This window comes from Acetomicrobium sp., assembly GCF_059026225.1.
Genome location: NZ_JBWQOQ010000007.1, coordinates 937,056 through 952,996, shown reverse-complemented (window position 1 = coordinate 952,996; position 15,941 = coordinate 937,056). Strand labels below are relative to the sequence as shown.

The window sequence follows — 15,941 nt, the reverse complement described above, 5'->3', positions numbered from 1 at the left end:
TGCGGGCATGTCATCTAAAATGAAGTTCGTGGAGGAGGAGCTTAAGCGCCTTAAGGACGAGGGATTGTACGTCCATATAAGGGTCCTTGAAAGCCCTCAAGGTCCATGGGTACAAATAGAGGGAAGACAAGTTTTAAACTTGTGTTCAAATAATTACCTAGGGCTTTGCAATGATCCCAGGTTATGCGAAAAGGCCAAAGAATACATCGATAAATTCGGTGTTGGACCGGGCGCCGTTCGCACTATCGCTGGTACGATGTCAATACACGTAGAGTTAGAGAAAAAATTGGCGGCCTTTAAGGGTGCCGAAGCTGCCCTCGTTGTACAATCCGGCTTTTGCGCCAACTTGTCGGCGATTCCACCGCTAGTTGAAAGAGGCGATCTCATATTCAGCGATGAGTTGAATCACGCCTCGATAATTGACGGTTGCAGGTTGAGCAGGGCTGAGATAGTAAGATATGCCCACTGTGACGTGGTTGACCTCGAGGCTAAGCTGAAAGAATATGTAGATAAAGATTGCAGGAAGCTCATAGTCACCGATGGGGTCTTTTCTATGGATGGGGACATAGCTCCTTTGCCTGATATAGTGGAATTGGCGGATCGGTATGGTGCCATGGTCATGGTCGATGATGCCCACGGCGAAGGTGTTTTAGGTCGTGGAGGAAGGGGAATTGTTGATCATTTCGGTTTGGGCGAAAAAGTTGACATTGAAGTTGGCACTTTATCCAAGGCTTTTGGTGTTGTCGGAGGATTTGTTGCAGGAAGCAAAGAGTTGATCGAGTTTTTGCGTCAAAAAGCTCGCCCTAACTTGTTTAGCAGCGCTCTAACTGTTCCTGACGTTGCTGCCAATATCGCGGCTGTGGATATCTTGGAAGAAAGTGACGATTTAGTGAAAAAGCTTTGGGAAAATGGCAACTACCTCAAGAAGTCCTTGAAGGAGAAAGGGTTTGACATCGGTAGGTCTCAAACACCCATCACTCCGATAATGGTTGGTGATGCGAATAAAGCAAAGGAGTTTAGTTTGAAATTGTTTGAGGAGGGAATATTTATACAATCCATCGCCTATCCGACCGTTCCCTTAGGCAGCGCCAGGTTGAGGACCATGGTTTCAGCGGCACATTCTAAGGAGGATCTGGACTTTGCTGTCGACAAATTTTCTAAAGTAGGAAGGTCCTTGGGCATTATCTAAAAATAGATCCTACAAGCGATTAAAGCTAAGTGAGTGGCCTAAAAATCCATTACTTTGCTCATTACTTAAAGGGATAGCGATTTGCTTAAATTCAAATAGCGGTAACAGGCGTTTTCCGGGCATGAGACTATATAAAATATGTATTTGTTTGTAAAAGCACATTACAGCCTTTTGATGAAAAGGCCCCGCTAAATTGAGATTCCTTTTTTAATCTGGGTATTTTTCAGCTCAAAATAGTTAACACAGCTTCCATTCTCAGCAGGCTTTTTATATAATAACAAAGGGCATTCTAATATCAATACTAGAGGAGGGGTGTAAATGAAAAGATTTATGCGGTTTCTTTTTTTTGCCGGGTTAATTTTGGCGGTTTGTGGGATAACGGCTTATGCTGCCGAAGAGGTGATTAAGATCGGTGTTTATGAGCCACTCACAGGCCAAAACGCCTTCGGTGGTCAGCTAACCGTTGAAGGAATACAGCTTGCCCACGAACAAATTCCCAAAGTACTGGGCAAAAAGGTTGAATTAGTGATTGTGGATAACAAATCCGATAAAGTTGAAGCAGCGAACGCCGTTAAACGCTTAATTGAAAGGGATAAAGTTGTTGCAATCATCGGAAGCTATGGATCCTCGCTATGTATGGCCGGAGGTGAGGTGGCTGAGCAATACGGCATACCTTGTATTACCGACTCAGCGACTAATCCTTTGGTTACGCAGGGTAAAAAATATTATTTCCGTATGTGTTTCATCGATCCCTTCCAAGGTGCAGCCGCTGCTAGATATGCCTACGAACAGCTAGGTGTTAGGAAGGCTGCAATATTGAAGGACGTAGCGCAGGACTACTGCGTTGGGTTGGCGGCTTTCTTTAAGAAGGCCTTCTTGGACCTTGGGGGCGATGTGGTAGCCGACCTCAACTATCAATCAGGCGATCAAGACTTTACTGCACAATTGACCGAAATTATAAGCAAAGACGCTGAACTTCTTTATATCCCTTCCTACTTCGCCGAGGGGGCAATAATCATGAAGCAAGCCCGTGAATTGGGTGGAAAGTTCCATATCATGGGCGGAGATGCAATGGATAATCCCGACATGATCAAAATAGGCGGGGAGGCAGTAGAGGGCTTCATCTACACAACATTCCCCTATGCGCCAGAGATGCCTGATATGAACCCCATTGCACAGGAATTTACCAAAGCCTTTCGGGAGAAGTTCAAAAAAGAACCTAATGCCAATGCTGCCCTTGGATATGACTGCTATATGTTGCTCATTGATTGCATAAAGAGGGCCGGAAAGGCAGATCCTGAAGCCATCAGGGAGCAGCTTGCCGCGACGAAGGATTGGGTTGGAGTAACTGGCCCCACGACTATCGATGAAAACCACAATGCTATCAAATCTGTGGGAATTAAGATGGTTAAAGAAGGAAAACAGATCTACGTTGCTACCGTACCTCCTGAAGGCGGGAAGTAAGGCTAGGCAGCTTTTGGCAAGTGACACAGATACTGCGGGGGAGGCATGCCTCCCCCTATTTTTAGGATGTTGTTTAGAGGAGGAAAATCATGTCGTATCAGATGTTTATACAACATTTTCTGAACGCGATTACCCTGGGAAGTTTGTATGCCTTGATCGCCATAGGCTATTCGATGGTATATGGAATATTGAGGTTGATAAATTTCGCCCATGGCGAAATTTTCATGTTGGGAGCCTATTTCGTCTTCTGGGGGACAACTCTTTTCCATCTGCCATGGGTGGCAGCCGTTCCGGTTGCCATAATAGCCACGGCCTTTTGTGGGGTTTTGGTGGACAGGTGCGCCTATAAACCCTTAAGGGATGCTCCGAGGATTTCTGCCCTGATTAGCGCTATAGGTGTTTCCTTTTTCTTGCAAAACTTTGCCATCGTAGTGTTCTCGGCCATACCACGTCCAGTTTATCGCCCCGACTGGTTGGTAACGCCTTTATTTGTGCATGGCGTTCATTTTTTGCCTCTAACTCTTGTGGTGCCATTAATATCCTTCGTTTTGATGTTAGTGGTTCTTTACGTGGTTTATAAGACTAAACCAGGACTTGCCATGCGGGCGATTTCCAAGGATATCGAGACGAGTCGTTTAATGGGTGTCTCGGTAGACCAAATTATAGCCATAACCTTCATGATTGGTTCGGCCCTGGCTGCAGCTTCGGGCATCATGTGGTCTTTAAGATATCCTCAGGTTCATCCCATGATGGGAATGATTCCCGGATTTAAGGCCTTCATCGCCGCAGTTGTGGGAGGCATAGGTTCTATTCAGGGAGCTGTGATTGGGGGCATGTTCCTTGGCTTCATTGAAATAATGATAGTGGCTTTTTTCCCTAATTTATCAGGGTTCAAAGATGCTTTTGCCTTTATCCTTCTCATTTTCTTGTTGCTTTTAAGACCAACCGGCATTATGGGAGAACGATTGGAGGAGAAGGTATAATGTCATTATCGCGTAACTATATATTAAATCTTTTAGCCGTTGCGGTGTTTGGCCTATTTTTGTGGTGGGCCGAGGGACATCTTTCCGGATATCAGATTCAAATTATAAATTTAATAGCTATAAATACAATATTAGCTTTAGGCCTTAATTTGATCTATGGATTCGGAGGCATGTTTTCTTTAGGGCACGCGGGCTTTATGGCCATAGGAGCCTACACATGTGCACTTTTAATATTACCGCCACTGCAAAAGGAGATGATTTTCATATTGCAGCCTCTAAGGTGGCCTTTTTCGGTATTGCAAGCGCCCTTTTTGGCTGCAGTTCTTTTGGGAGGTGCCATAGCTGCGATCTTTGCAGTATTGATCGGGATTCCCATTCTTAGGCTTGGCGGTGATTATCTTGGAATAGCTACCATGGGTTTCGCCGAGATAGTTAGGGTAGTGGCTAATAATATTCCAAGCATAACAAATGGAGCCTTGGGTTTGAAGGGAATTCCGCCTTATGCAAATCTATGGTGGAATTATGGTTTTCTCTTCGTCGTACTATATATGATGATTAGACTAGTTAACAGCAATTACGGTAATGCGCTAAAGGCAATAAGGGATGACGAAATGGCTGCGAAAGCTATGGGGATCAACGTCTTCAGATATAAGATCGAAGCTTTTGCCATGGGCTCTTTTCTTGCGGGTATCGGTGGAGCATTACAGGCAAGCTTTATAACAACCATAGATCCGAAAATGTACATGTTTACCTTAACCTTTAATGTCCTCATGATGGTGGTAGCTGGAGGGCTTGGATCCATAACTGGCACATGCATAGCAAGCGCTGTAATTACTATATTGTTGGAGTGGCTTAGGATAGTTGAAAGTCCTATGAATCTGGGGCCCATCCATATCCCTGGGATACCCGGCATGAGGATGGTCATCTTCTCGCTAGCCTTGATATTCATAATACTTTTCAGGCGCGAAGGCATAATGGGCATGAGGGAGCTGACGTGGGATGACCTTTTTGGCTACCTGGGGAGGTTTAAAGGACATGAATGATTCCATTGGTTCTACCTTGAAGTTGGAAGGTCTAACTATGAAATTCGGTGGGTTGACGGCCGTCAATGATCTTTCCCTTGAGGTCCCTAAAGGCAGCATAGTAGGTCTCATAGGGCCAAATGGTGCTGGAAAGACTACGGTTTTCAATGTGATAACCGGGTTTTATCAACCCACTGCCGGCAAGATCCTATTTAGGGGAATGGATATATCCGGCAAACAACCCCATGAGGTGTGTTCCTTAGGAATCGCGCGTACTTTTCAAAACATCAGGTTGTTTGTCAACGAGACGGTGCTTCAAAACGTGATGGTAGCTTGCAACGTAAGGATGCCCGTAAAGTGGTGGGAGCCGCCGTTATTGCTACCCTCCACTCTTAAAAAGGAGCGCATGATTAAAGACAAAGCCATGGATTTATTACGTAAGGTTGGGCTAGAGCACCTGGCCGACGAAGTGGCAACCTCCCTTCCTTACGGTCAACAAAGGCGTTTGGAAATAGCACGTGCCATGGCAACTGACCCGGAAATGCTCTTGCTGGATGAGCCGGCGGCGGGGATGAACCCAAGAGAAACCCGCGAATTGATGGAGTTTATCAAAGAGATTAGGGATGTTTTTGGCTTAACTATAATGCTCATTGAACATGACATGCGCGTGGTGATGGGAATATGCGAGCATATATGGGTCTTAGATTATGGCATTTTAATTGCGGAAGGTCCTCCTTCCTTTATTCAATCCAACGAAAGGGTTATTGAAGCTTATTTGGGAGAGGAGTACGCTCGTTATGTTAATAGTTAAAGACCTTCACGTTTATTACGGAGGCATTCACGCCATAAAGGGCATTTCCATTGAAGTGGCAGATGGAGCTATCGTTACCTTGATTGGAGCGAACGGAGCTGGCAAAAGTAGTACTTTAAGATCCATAGCCGGTTTGATTAAACAGAAAAGCGGGAACATAACTTTCAATGACGTGGATATTTCAAAACTGCCTCCCGAAAAAATCGTAGAAAGCGGAATTGTATTGGTCCCTGAGGGTAGAAAGATTTTCCCAAATCTCACTGTCATGGAGAACTTGATGCTCGGTGCATATCTAAGAAAAGATGACGAGGGAATAAAAAGGGATTTGGAGCAAGTTTTTGAGCTTTTTCCGCGGCTGAAGGAAAGGTCGTGGCAGAAAGGGGGAACTTTATCTGGAGGCGAGCAGCAGATGCTCGCTCTTGGCAGGGCACTTATGAGTGATCCGAAACTTATAATGATGGATGAACCATCTTTGGGACTTGCGCCAATCTTGGTAAAAGAAGTATTTGATATAATAAAGAAGATAAATGCGCAAGGAAAGACCATACTTCTCGTCGAGCAGAACGCTTTTGCTGCCCTTAACCTTACTCATTATGCTTACGTCTTAGAAGTGGGCGAGATCGTCCTTGAAGGTTCGGGGGAAGAGTTGATAAGAAATCCGCAGGTGAGGGAGGCTTATCTCGGTGTGTAACGAACCTATTTGCGACGAGAAGTCATCAAAGGAGGGCGCAACTAAGATGGGTAGCGTGAATCTTCCTAATGCATTGAGCCTCTCGAGAGTCTTTTTGGTCCCACTGATGCTAGTTTTTTTAAGTATAGGAATAAAGCATGGCGACGTACTAGCAGGAATTGTGTTTATCATAGCTGCATTTACCGACATGGCCGATGGATATATCGCAAGAAAGCACGGCATGGTCACTAATTTAGGCAAGTTCATAGATCCTTTGGCAGACAAGATTTTGGTCACAGCTGCCTTGGTTGCCTTGGTGGAGCTTCAAAGGTTACCAGCCTGGATAGTAGTTGTCATCGTTTCAAGGGAGTTCATCGTAACAGGATTGCGAATGCTAGCGGCTGCTGAGGGCGAGGTAATTGCGGCATCAAAGGGCGGTAAGGCCAAAACAGTTAGCCAAATTATCGCCATCTTTATGATGATGTTCGAGATCTCTGGTGGCATGGTCATGATGTGGATCGCCATGATTTTGACGATTTGGTCTGGGATGGATTACTTGATAAAGGGCAAAGAGTTTCTTATTAAGTGACGGCGGCAAAGGGGGACGCATTTGTTGGAGGAAAACATGACGGATCTTTTGGATTCCCTGGAAGAGGCTATGGTTCAGCTGCTTTGCGATTTGGTGTCGGTGCCTGCAATTTCACCCGAAAGCGGCGGTAGGGGGGAGGCAGAGAAGGCAGCCTTCCTGAGCCAATGTATCAGGAAATTGGGGATCGGGCATCCGGAACGTTTTGATGCAAGCGATCCCAGGGCAGAAGGAGGCTTGAGGCCAAACATTGTGGTCCGGATGCCGGGCAGCACAACTCAACGCCTTTGGATAGTCACGCATATGGACGTGGTGCCAGAAGGGGATAGGTCCTTATGGAAAACTGACCCCTTTTCCCCAGTAGTTAAAGAAGGCAAGGTATATGGTCGCGGGGCCAATGACAACGGGCAGGAAATCGTCGCCTCTATTTTTGCTGCTTATGCCCTTAAAAAGTTAGATTTACCGCCTGCTAGGGAAACGTGTCTTTGTTTTGTAGCTGACGAAGAAACGGGAAGCCTTCACGGCATTCAATATCTTTTAAAAAACGGCCTGTTTTCACCGCAAGATTTGGTAGTAGTGCCTGATGGTGGAACTGAAATAGGAGACTTTATTGAGATTGCCGAGAAGTCAATCTTGTGGTTTAATGTTCGGGTCTTCGGCAAACAGGTTCATGCAAGCAAGCCCAATGAGGGATTGAATGCCTGCAGGATAGCAAACGAACTTTCGGTGGATTTGGACCAGGCGTTACATTCTGCTTTTCCCGATAAAGATGACATTTTTATACCTTCCCTTTCAACTTTTGAACCCACAAAAAGGGAGCCCAACGTTGCCAATATCAACACAGTTCCTGGAAAAGAAGTTTTTGCCTTTGACTGTCGCATTCTTCCAGGTGTGCTTTTAGATGATGTGCTAAAAGTTATCGATGAAATATGCAGACGCAAAGCAAATGAGAGCGGAGCGCTTATAGAATACGAAATTTTGCAAAGAAATGACGCTGCGCCTCCCACAAATTCCGATGCACCAGTCGTACGTTTGTTGAAAAAAACTGTCAAAGAAGTTTTAGGAGTGGGCCCCGTCGTTGGTGGCATTGGCGGAGGTACCTGTGCGGCATTTTTTAGAGCTCGAGAAATTCCAGCAGCTGTATGGGCTCAGGAAGCCGATACAGCTCATATGCCCAACGAGTACGCAGTAATAGAACATATGATAAATGAGGCAAAAGTCTTCGCTCGTCTTATGCTCCAAGGTCTGTAATCTTGTATATTTGTATATAAAGAAATAAAAACAACTGATTGATTTGTTCGGGAAACATCAAGGTGAGGACGGATTATGCGATAAATAAAAGGGGGTTTGTTCCTTAAGTCAAAAGGCGGATCCCCTTCTTTGCGTTTTTGGATTATAAGAATATTAGAAGTCGTTGATTTTTGGATATTCAGTGTTTTATGAGGTGAAAGGTATGTTTGATGGGTTAAAAAAGATTTTGGGATTAGATACAAATGAAAGAATGTTAAAAAGATATACAGAGGTTGTAAATAAAGTTAATGCCTTGGAAGATGACATTGCTGTTTTAAGCGATGAGGACTTGGCAAGAGAAGTCCAGAGAATACGCCATGAAGTCGTCGAAAATGGACAATCCTTGGACGAAGTTATGTGTGACGTATTTGCCATAGTGAGAGAAGCTGCAAAGCGGAGCTTGGGCATGCGACATTTTGACGTGCAAGTCATGGGTGCCATAGCTTTGCACGAAGGGAAAATTGCCGAAATGAAGACAGGGGAAGGGAAAACCCTAGTTGCCACGATGCCTGTCGTGCTAAATGCTTTGACAGGAAAGGGTGTACACGTAGTAACGGTGAATGATTATTTGGCTAAACGTGATGCCGAGTGGATGGGAAGGGTTTACCGCTTTCTAGGTTTATCTGTAGGCGTGATTTATCCCTTCATGAGCATCGATGAAAGAAAAAAGGCCTACGAGGCCGACGTCACTTATGGCACTAATAGCGAATTTGGTTTTGACTATTTAAGGGACAACATGATTATTTCACCCACGCAGTTGGTGCAAAGGGGCCATCATTACACAATAGTGGACGAAGTTGATTCCATTTTGATCGATGAAGCTCGAACCCCACTTATAATATCTGGTCCATCTGAGGAATCGGTTGAACCTTATAAGCTTGCTGATAAAATTGCGAGATCTTTGACTTTAAATGAGGACTTTGAGATAGACGAAAAGGAAAAAAATGCTGCTTTGACCGAGGCTGGAATAAGGCATTGTGAAAAGATACTAGGGATTGATGATATCTATGCAGAGGTTGAAACCTCTGAATTACTTCATAAAATAGTGCAAGCACTTAAGGCAAGACATCTATTTAAACGAGATGTGGATTATGTTGTAAAAGATGGAGAGGTAATAATAGTAGACGAATTTACGGGTAGATTAATGTACGGACGCCGATATTCCGATGGATTGCATCAAGCAATCGAGGCCAAAGAAGGTGTTACCATTGGCAAGGAAAATCAAACCCTTGCCACCATCACTTTGCAAAATTACTTTAGGATGTACGATAAGTTGGCAGGCATGACTGGTACTGCCGCTACGGAGGCAGAAGAGTTTAAGGAGATATATGGATTGGAAGTAGTGGTTATCCCAACCCATAAGCCGATGATTCGTTGTGATTTCCCTGACGTAATTTACAGGACAAAACGAGAAAAATTTGCGTCTGTGGCGGATGAAATAAAAGAATGTCATGAAAGTCAACAGCCAGTATTGGTGGGGACTACTTCAATAGAAGATTCCGAAAAGTTAAGCAGGCTTCTTGCTGCACGCCATATACCACATCAAGTCTTAAATGCAAAATATCATGAAAAGGAAGCGAAGATAATTGCCCAAGCAGGACGCGTTGGCGCTGTGACGGTGGCCACCAACATGGCAGGAAGGGGTACCGATATATTGCTTGGTGGCAACCCGGAATTTCTTGCACTGGAGGAAGCACAAAAAAAGGGCATTGACATAGAGAAAGACGAAGAGGACTACGAGGCTATCTTAAAAGAATTTAAGAGATTATGCGACAAGGAACACGAAAAAGTAGTCTCTTTGGGCGGTCTTCACGTTGTAGGCACTGAAAGGCACGAGTCCAGAAGGATCGATAATCAGCTAAGAGGACGTAGCGGTCGTCAGGGGGATCCGGGCTCATCCAGGTTTTATCTTTCCTTGGAAGATGATTTGCTTCGCCTCTTTGGGTCAGATAAGATACAAGGCATTATGGAAAAGCTGGGAATGAAGGAAGGGGAGTCCATAGATCATCCCCTTTTAAGCAAAGCCATAGAATCAGCTCAGAAAAAGGTTGAGCAATATCATTTCGACATAAGGAAGCAATTACTGCAATACGATAGCGTGATGAATCAACAGAGAACAGCTATTTATGAGGAAAGAAAGAACATCCTTTTAGCCGAGGATTTGATCGAACACACTTGGCAGATTATAACGGACGCCTTGAACGGGATACTAGAGGCGTATTTCCCTGACGATAAAGAAGCAGATCCCAGGGGTGCCTTTTTAAAGGTCAAGACCATATTCGGCGCTAAAATTGCTGAATGCTTGTCCAAAGTGGACGATCGCTCACTTTTACCCGAAGCACGAGAAAAGATGATAGCGCTTTTGAGAGAAGGATTTGACGCAAAGCTCAAGGAATTGGGTCCGGAAGCGGCGAACGGGATATTCAAAATGATTTTGTTGCGCGTTATTGATGTCCATTGGAAAGAACACTTGCTCGCTATGGATGAGCTGCGCAGGGGTATCGGGCTGAGGGCGTTAGGACAGAAGGACCCCTTGTTAGAGTATCAATTTGAATCCTACAATCTATTTCAGCAGATGTTGGGAAGCATTCGCGAAGGTGTAGCGAGGTTAGCTTTAAGGGTCTCTGTTGTGCCCGAAGAGAGCAGGCCTCTTGCTTCCTTGCGAGAAGGTAGGGACATTGCCTTAGTCGCTTCTGCCCGCGAGCACGGCTCTGACAAAAAGGCGGAATCCAGCCATACCCCGAGACGAGTTCATAAAGTTGGGCGTAATGCGCCTTGCCCCTGTGGAAGCGGAAAAAAGTACAAATACTGCTGCGGAGGGGATGCGTAAACCATGCAAAGGATGGGAAACTTCAAGGGGGGATCGTTTCTTAAGGCCGCTGTTTTGCCTTTTGTTGCCTGTCTTTTGTTGCTTTTAGGGATATCTTCAGTTTTTGCCGAGGAAGAAGATACTTTGGCGCTGATACGAAAGTACGTTCAGCAATCGCCCCCCTTGACCGCATATGGGAAAAATGTTAAGGCAATGGTATGGCATAGAAGTCATACATATAAAATGCTTGCCGATGGCACTTTGGTTAAAACTTCAAGGTGGCTTATATACTCGGAATCGCCTTTGCCAGAAAGTTGGGGCAAGTGGATAATTCCCTTAGTCGGCGACGAAGGGGTAGAGCTTAAAGAAGCCGCGATTTATGATCCAATAGACTTTAAACTGATCAAGACTCTTTCTTCTATTACGGTTGATCATCGAGGCTTATCGTGGCTTGAAATCGATGTTCCTCCTATGGATATTCCTCACGTTTTTTCGCTTTGCTACCTGAAAGAATTTCCCGGCAGATGGAATGTAGATGACGTGGTCCCCATAGATCTTGACCTTCCTCAATGGAGAACTATTGTAAGCGTGAGCGTGCCACATGATTCTTCGCTTGTTTGGGCTACTACCAAGAACAACCATATGGCTCCTGGCCTCGTGCAAGGTGTAGAGGATACCTATCTATGGGAATTTGTAAACCGATTCCCCGCAAGCGAATTTGCCTTGGAAGTAGAAAATAGCAATTTGCTATCATTTAGCATGCGAAACGGTTGGCTCAATGCGATAAAGCCGTTAGAAGACTGGGCAAATAGCCTTAAAACTGTAATGCCCGAGGACGTAAAGAAAATTCTGGAGAAGAAAGACAAATCAAAAAGTGGCCTAGAAATTTTGCAGTGGGCTAAAAATAAGCAGCTACTCCTGGGCAACTCTAGTATTTGGAAGATAAGAAGAAGCGCTGAAGAGATACCTAAGGAGGGGCCATGGACTTTGTGGGAAAGAAATGTCTTGCTAGCTCATTGGCTTTCTTTGGCGGGATGGGATGTGCGGATCAACTGGTTGCCCCTCTTTGTACCGAACAAAAACGAGAATGTCCCCGGCACCCCGCATATGATTTCACGACCAATATTTGAGGCAAGATCACCTGGTAGCGGTTCTTACAAGTTCTATGATTTTGGTGGATCTTTGAGGGAAGAAACAGGCCTTATGCCCGATGCTTTATGGGGAAAAACAGTCTGCTTATACGATGGAATGGACGTAAAGCTCAGGCAATTAGACCGTGGGAACATCGCCGATCATCGATTAAGGGCGAGATGGAATTTAGAACTAGCCGATACTGGAGAAGTACAAGGAACCCTTGAATTAATGTTAAGCGGAGGATGGCCTTACGTTATATTTGGTTGCCAAGGTTATTCTTTGGACATGTCGTCCGTTACCCATCTTTATCCCCCTCAAGTGGATGTAAAGTGGAAAGAAGGGGAAGTCTTAGAAAAACCAAACGGGTTAACCATCATATATCCTGTTACAGGGATGTTGGGAATCACAAGCGGTAACCAAATGCTTTTGATGTTGCCATCGATTTCGTTTGATAGTTTAAGGGCTTTAAGAGGGCTCGATGTTGGAGCAAAATTACGCTTTCCCTTTTTATTAGAAGGGTTCGTGACAATCAAATTGCCTTCAGGATATGAAGCCTTTTCGCTGCCTTACCTGTCATCTAAATCGGATGGAAAAATACGGTGGGAACAATCTATTGACGAGAAAAGTCGTGGTAGAATTGTTGATGCAAGGTGGCGCTTCTTGGTGGAGGAATCCTCTTTGGAAGAAGAGGCACTCTCTACTTTGCACGCAGGCCTTAAAGTGTTGCAACAATGGAGCAATAGAACTGTTCCCATTCGCAGAAGATGACGGAGGGTTGATTGATGTGATGATTGACATGGAATCTCATATAAAAGATCTTTTATCGGATGCCATAAATTCGGCTGTAAGGAACAAAGACTTGGTTTTTCCGGAAGGACTTGAGATAATTCTCGAAAGACCTCGTCGAGAAGGTCAAGGCGATTATGCTACTAACGTGGCAATGTTGATAGCTCGTCAGTGGGGTATGAAGCCAAGGGATGCAGCTGAGATCATAAAGGCGCATTTAGGGCAAAGCGAGTATGTAGAAAAGGTAGAGGTAGCAGGACCGGGCTTTATAAATTTCTTCCTATCCGATGCGTGGCTAACGGGTGTCATCAAAGATATCCTTGCAAAAGGTCCTGATTATGGAAAGTCCAACATTGGCAGGGGTAAAAAAGCCCAAGTAGAGTTTGTGAGCGCTAACCCCACGGGACCTTTACACATAGGTCACGGTAGGGGTGCTGCGGTTGGTGATGCAACGGCGAGCATATTGTCCTTTGCCGGGTGGTACGTGGAAAGGGAATATTACATTAATGACGTAGGACTCCAAACCAAGATCTTGGGCAGATCCGTTCAATCGCGATATTTTGAGTTGCTAGGAAAGCCAGAGCATGCGCCTTTTCCCGAGGATGGCTATAAAGGTGACTATATCTACGAAATTGCTGAAGAGATCATTGCAGAAGAAGGAGATAAATTTTTTAGCCTTCCTACTGAAGAGACCCTTGATTACTTTAGAGATTACGCCCTAGAGGTTATATTAAATGAAATTAAAAAGGATTTGGAAGATTTTCGCGTTAACTTTGACGTATGGTTTTCCGAAAAATCCTTACATGAGCGGGGTCTCATCGATGAAATGGTGGATTTTTTAAAAAGAAGAGGGCTTGCTTACGAAAAGGATGGAGCTCTATGGTATAAATCGACGTTGTTTGGTGACGAAAAAGATAGGGTATTGATTAAATCTAACGGGGAACCTACCTACTTTGCATCCGATGTGGCATATCATAAGGATAAATTCGATAGGGGTTTTGATCTCGTCATAGATGTATGGGGCGCCGATCATCATGGATACGTGCCTCGCATGAAGGCGGCCGTTCAGGCGCTTGGCAAGTCTCCCGATGCCTTGCAAATCCTTCTTATACAATTTGTTAGTTTGATCAAGGGCGGGAAGTTGGTGCCCATGTCAACGAGAGCCGGGCAGTTTGTTACCTTGAGAGAAATGATGGACGAAGTAGGCGTAGACGCGATGCGGTATTTCTTCTTAATGAGGAAGTGCGATTCTCACCTGGATTTCGATATAGATCTTGCTAAGAGCGCGTCAACCGATAACCCTGTATATTATGTACAATATGCTAGTGCAAGGATACACAGCATATTCAAGGAGGCAGCTTCCAGGGGTGTTGCTGTAGTTGATCCCGAAAAGGTTGAACTTTCCATGCTTAGTACTGAAGAAGAGAAGGCACTTATAAAGTGTCTAGCCAGATTTCCTGAAGAGATAAAAAAGGCGGCAAACGATCTCGCTCCTCACATACTCATATACTACGTGTACGATTTGGCCAAGGCCTTTCATTCTTTCTACAACGCTAACAGGGTTTTGGGGGAGGAAAACTCTTTGACTAACGCAAGGTTGACTTTAGTCCGTGCTGTTAAGGTGGTCTTACTTAACATATTGCATTTACTGAAAATAAACGCCCCAGAAGTGATGTAAATGCCGAGGCTAAGGTGGATAGTCATATCGCTTTTTTCAATAATAGTGTTTTTAATGTTATTCAATGGCTATATCCGAGAGGTGAAAAAGCTAAACGAACTCTCGAATTGTATCGATGAACGGGTTCGAATTTTGGTCCAATTAAGATTAGATATTGAGGATAAAAGCGAAAAGATAGCTTACTATAATACGGCTGAGGGAATAGCCAGGTTGGCGCGCCAGGAATTTAACCTTGTCCTACCGGGCGAGAAGATCTATATTTTGGAGTACTATACGCCTGAGGAAAACAAAGAATGATCCCTATCAATCAAAATTGACACATACTTGATGCATATAACATAAAAAACCTGAAGTATGGATCTTGTTAAATATGGCGTTTCTGTTTATAATGCTTTTTCGTTGGTGTCCCTATCCCCTTCATAGCGAGGGGATCTTAAAGGCCAAAGGGAGGAGGTGTTGGTGATATGCGACCCTATGAGTTGATGGTGCTTATTCATCCCGATACTGAGGAAGTAAAAGTTCAGGTCGATGAAATTTCTGAGATTATCAAAAGCTTAGGAGGAGAATTTCTCAAGGCTGATATCTGGGGAAAAAGAAGACTGGCATACCCTATTAACAAGCAAATAGAAGGGTATTACGCCTTGCTCGATTTCAACTTGGAGCCTTCCTATATAGGCGAGGTGGACCGGTTATTGAAGTTGCGCGATTCTGTTTTGAGGCATTTGATAGTACGTCTTGATGAGAAGTAGGAGAAGATAAAAATGGCGCGAGGATACAATAGAATAATACTGATGGGGAACCTTGCTCGCGATCCCGAGATAAGGTATACTGCCTCCAAACAGGCAGTGGCAAGGCTCACTGTAGCTGTGGGACGCAGTTGGAGAGATCACGATGGCAATCAGCAGGAGCGTACCGACTTCATCCCCGTAGTCGTGTGGGGCAATCAAGCTGAAAATTGCGAGAAGTATTTGCATAAAGGGCGTCCTGTATTAGTTGAGGGAAGGTTACAGGTTAGAAGCTATGAAACTAAAGTCGGCGAGAGGCGATGGGTCACGGAGGTTGTGGCGCAAAACGTCATCTTTTTAAGCGGTGGATCTCGCGAATCGCAAGATTATAGGGCATTTCCGGAGCCTGCATCGACCATTGGAAGCTTAAGGGATGAATTCCCCGATGAATTTCCCACGGATATATCTGAGATGGAAGATGAAGGGGAAGAGGCTGATATCCCATTTTAGTTTTTGAAAAGGGAGGTTATTGTGCATGGCGGAGTTTAGACGTCGAAGACGTCGTCCTAAGGTGTGCAGTTTTTGTGCGAATAAGATAGAATACGTGGATTACAAAAACGTTGAACAGCTTAAGAAATTTTTGACCGAGAGGGGAAAGATTTTGCCCCATAGGGTGACGGGAAACTGTGCCAAACACCAGAGACAACTTGCTAGGGCCATTAAAAGGGCCAGGTTCATGGCGCTTTTGCCGTTCACGGTAGAGTAGTTTATAAACTATCAAACTGGCAACGATT

15 protein-coding genes are annotated in these 15,941 nt (G+C 44.7%); all 15 read left to right on the top strand.

Annotated features, from left to right (window positions below; translation table 11 throughout):
* Window positions 1–7: 7 nt before the first annotated feature.
* Window positions 8–1,189 carry a glycine C-acetyltransferase gene (locus AC5SXE_RS09275; RefSeq protein ID WP_310848857.1) on the top strand — a complete coding sequence of 394 codons (1,182 nt, stop codon included), beginning with the start codon at window positions 8–10 and terminating at the stop codon, window positions 1,187–1,189.
* Window positions 1,190–1,507: 318 nt separating this feature from the next.
* Entirely contained in the window at window positions 1,508–2,653 is a 1,146-nt protein-coding gene (locus AC5SXE_RS09270; RefSeq protein ID WP_310848859.1) for an ABC transporter substrate-binding protein, read from the top strand.
* Window positions 2,654–2,742: 89 nt separating this feature from the next.
* Window positions 2,743–3,636, top strand: a complete 894-nt coding sequence (locus AC5SXE_RS09265) for a branched-chain amino acid ABC transporter permease (RefSeq protein ID WP_310848861.1) — start codon at window positions 2,743–2,745, stop codon at window positions 3,634–3,636.
* Window positions 3,636–4,679, top strand: coding sequence for a branched-chain amino acid ABC transporter permease (locus AC5SXE_RS09260; protein ID WP_323720878.1), 1,044 nt, complete (start codon window positions 3,636–3,638; stop codon window positions 4,677–4,679). Before AC5SXE_RS09265 ends, AC5SXE_RS09260 begins: the two co-directional genes overlap by 1 nt.
* Complete coding sequence (locus tag AC5SXE_RS09255; protein ID WP_493917225.1) at window positions 4,672–5,469, top strand: ABC transporter ATP-binding protein; 798 nt, start codon at window positions 4,672–4,674, stop codon at window positions 5,467–5,469. The genes AC5SXE_RS09260 and AC5SXE_RS09255 overlap by 8 nt, the downstream gene beginning before the upstream one ends.
* Window positions 5,456–6,160, top strand: a complete 705-nt coding sequence (locus tag AC5SXE_RS09250; RefSeq protein WP_323720880.1) for an ABC transporter ATP-binding protein — start codon at window positions 5,456–5,458, stop codon at window positions 6,158–6,160. The genes AC5SXE_RS09255 and AC5SXE_RS09250 overlap by 14 nt, the downstream gene beginning before the upstream one ends.
* A 46-nt stretch (window positions 6,161–6,206) precedes the next feature.
* On the top strand, window positions 6,207–6,728 hold the full coding sequence (pgsA, locus tag AC5SXE_RS09245) for a CDP-diacylglycerol--glycerol-3-phosphate 3-phosphatidyltransferase (RefSeq protein ID WP_493917300.1): 522 nt from the start codon (window positions 6,207–6,209) through the stop codon (window positions 6,726–6,728).
* 24 nt (window positions 6,729–6,752) lie between these two features.
* Window positions 6,753–7,976, top strand: coding sequence for a M20 family metallo-hydrolase (locus tag AC5SXE_RS09240; protein ID WP_493917224.1), 1,224 nt, complete (start codon window positions 6,753–6,755; stop codon window positions 7,974–7,976).
* A gap of 202 nt (window positions 7,977–8,178) precedes the next feature.
* Window positions 8,179–10,845 (top strand): preprotein translocase subunit SecA, encoded by a 2,667-nt coding sequence (secA, locus tag AC5SXE_RS09235; protein WP_493917223.1) that lies wholly within the window; start codon window positions 8,179–8,181, stop codon window positions 10,843–10,845.
* 3 nt (window positions 10,846–10,848) lie between these two features.
* Window positions 10,849–12,726: a hypothetical protein gene (locus tag AC5SXE_RS09230; protein WP_493917222.1), complete on the top strand. Its 1,878-nt coding sequence runs from the start codon at window positions 10,849–10,851 to the stop codon at window positions 12,724–12,726.
* A gap of 19 nt (window positions 12,727–12,745) precedes the next feature.
* On the top strand, window positions 12,746–14,422 hold the full coding sequence (argS, locus tag AC5SXE_RS09225) for an arginine--tRNA ligase (protein ID WP_493917221.1): 1,677 nt from the start codon (window positions 12,746–12,748) through the stop codon (window positions 14,420–14,422).
* Window positions 14,423–14,719 (top strand): septum formation initiator family protein, encoded by a 297-nt coding sequence (locus AC5SXE_RS09220; RefSeq protein WP_310848876.1) that lies wholly within the window; start codon window positions 14,423–14,425, stop codon window positions 14,717–14,719. It begins immediately after the preceding gene.
* Window positions 14,720–14,886: 167 nt separating this feature from the next.
* Window positions 14,887–15,171, top strand: a complete 285-nt coding sequence (rpsF, locus tag AC5SXE_RS09215; RefSeq protein WP_310848879.1) for a 30S ribosomal protein S6 — start codon at window positions 14,887–14,889, stop codon at window positions 15,169–15,171.
* Between the two features lie 12 nt (window positions 15,172–15,183).
* Window positions 15,184–15,657, top strand: coding sequence for a single-stranded DNA-binding protein (locus AC5SXE_RS09210; RefSeq protein ID WP_303883025.1), 474 nt, complete (start codon window positions 15,184–15,186; stop codon window positions 15,655–15,657).
* A gap of 25 nt (window positions 15,658–15,682) precedes the next feature.
* Window positions 15,683–15,913 carry a 30S ribosomal protein S18 gene (gene rpsR, locus AC5SXE_RS09205; RefSeq protein WP_303883023.1) on the top strand — a complete coding sequence of 77 codons (231 nt, stop codon included), beginning with the start codon at window positions 15,683–15,685 and terminating at the stop codon, window positions 15,911–15,913.
* Window positions 15,914–15,941: the final 28 nt, after the last annotated feature.

Excerpts from the sequence above, each read along its gene's own strand:
- secA (WP_493917223.1), top strand. The coding sequence starts at position 8,179 with ATGTTTGATGGGTTAAAAAAGATTTTGGGATTAGATACAAATGAAAGA.
- AC5SXE_RS09270 (WP_310848859.1), top strand. The coding sequence starts at position 1,508 with ATGAAAAGATTTATGCGGTTTCTTTTTTTTGCCGGGTTAATTTTGGCG.
- AC5SXE_RS09260 (WP_323720878.1), top strand. The coding sequence starts at position 3,636 with ATGTCATTATCGCGTAACTATATATTAAATCTTTTAGCCGTTGCGGTG.
- AC5SXE_RS09275 (WP_310848857.1), top strand. The coding sequence starts at position 8 with ATGTCATCTAAAATGAAGTTCGTGGAGGAGGAGCTTAAGCGCCTTAAG.
- AC5SXE_RS09255 (WP_493917225.1), top strand. The coding sequence starts at position 4,672 with ATGAATGATTCCATTGGTTCTACCTTGAAGTTGGAAGGTCTAACTATG.
- AC5SXE_RS09220 (WP_310848876.1), top strand. The coding sequence starts at position 14,423 with ATGCCGAGGCTAAGGTGGATAGTCATATCGCTTTTTTCAATAATAGTG.
- rpsR (WP_303883023.1), top strand. The coding sequence starts at position 15,683 with ATGGCGGAGTTTAGACGTCGAAGACGTCGTCCTAAGGTGTGCAGTTTT.
- AC5SXE_RS09210 (WP_303883025.1), top strand. The coding sequence starts at position 15,184 with ATGGCGCGAGGATACAATAGAATAATACTGATGGGGAACCTTGCTCGC.
- AC5SXE_RS09265 (WP_310848861.1), top strand. The coding sequence starts at position 2,743 with ATGTCGTATCAGATGTTTATACAACATTTTCTGAACGCGATTACCCTG.
- argS (WP_493917221.1), top strand. The coding sequence starts at position 12,746 with ATGATTGACATGGAATCTCATATAAAAGATCTTTTATCGGATGCCATA.
- AC5SXE_RS09230 (WP_493917222.1), top strand. The coding sequence starts at position 10,849 with ATGCAAAGGATGGGAAACTTCAAGGGGGGATCGTTTCTTAAGGCCGCT.
- rpsF (WP_310848879.1), top strand. The coding sequence starts at position 14,887 with ATGCGACCCTATGAGTTGATGGTGCTTATTCATCCCGATACTGAGGAA.
- AC5SXE_RS09250 (WP_323720880.1), top strand. The coding sequence starts at position 5,456 with ATGTTAATAGTTAAAGACCTTCACGTTTATTACGGAGGCATTCACGCC.
- pgsA (WP_493917300.1), top strand. The coding sequence starts at position 6,207 with ATGGGTAGCGTGAATCTTCCTAATGCATTGAGCCTCTCGAGAGTCTTT.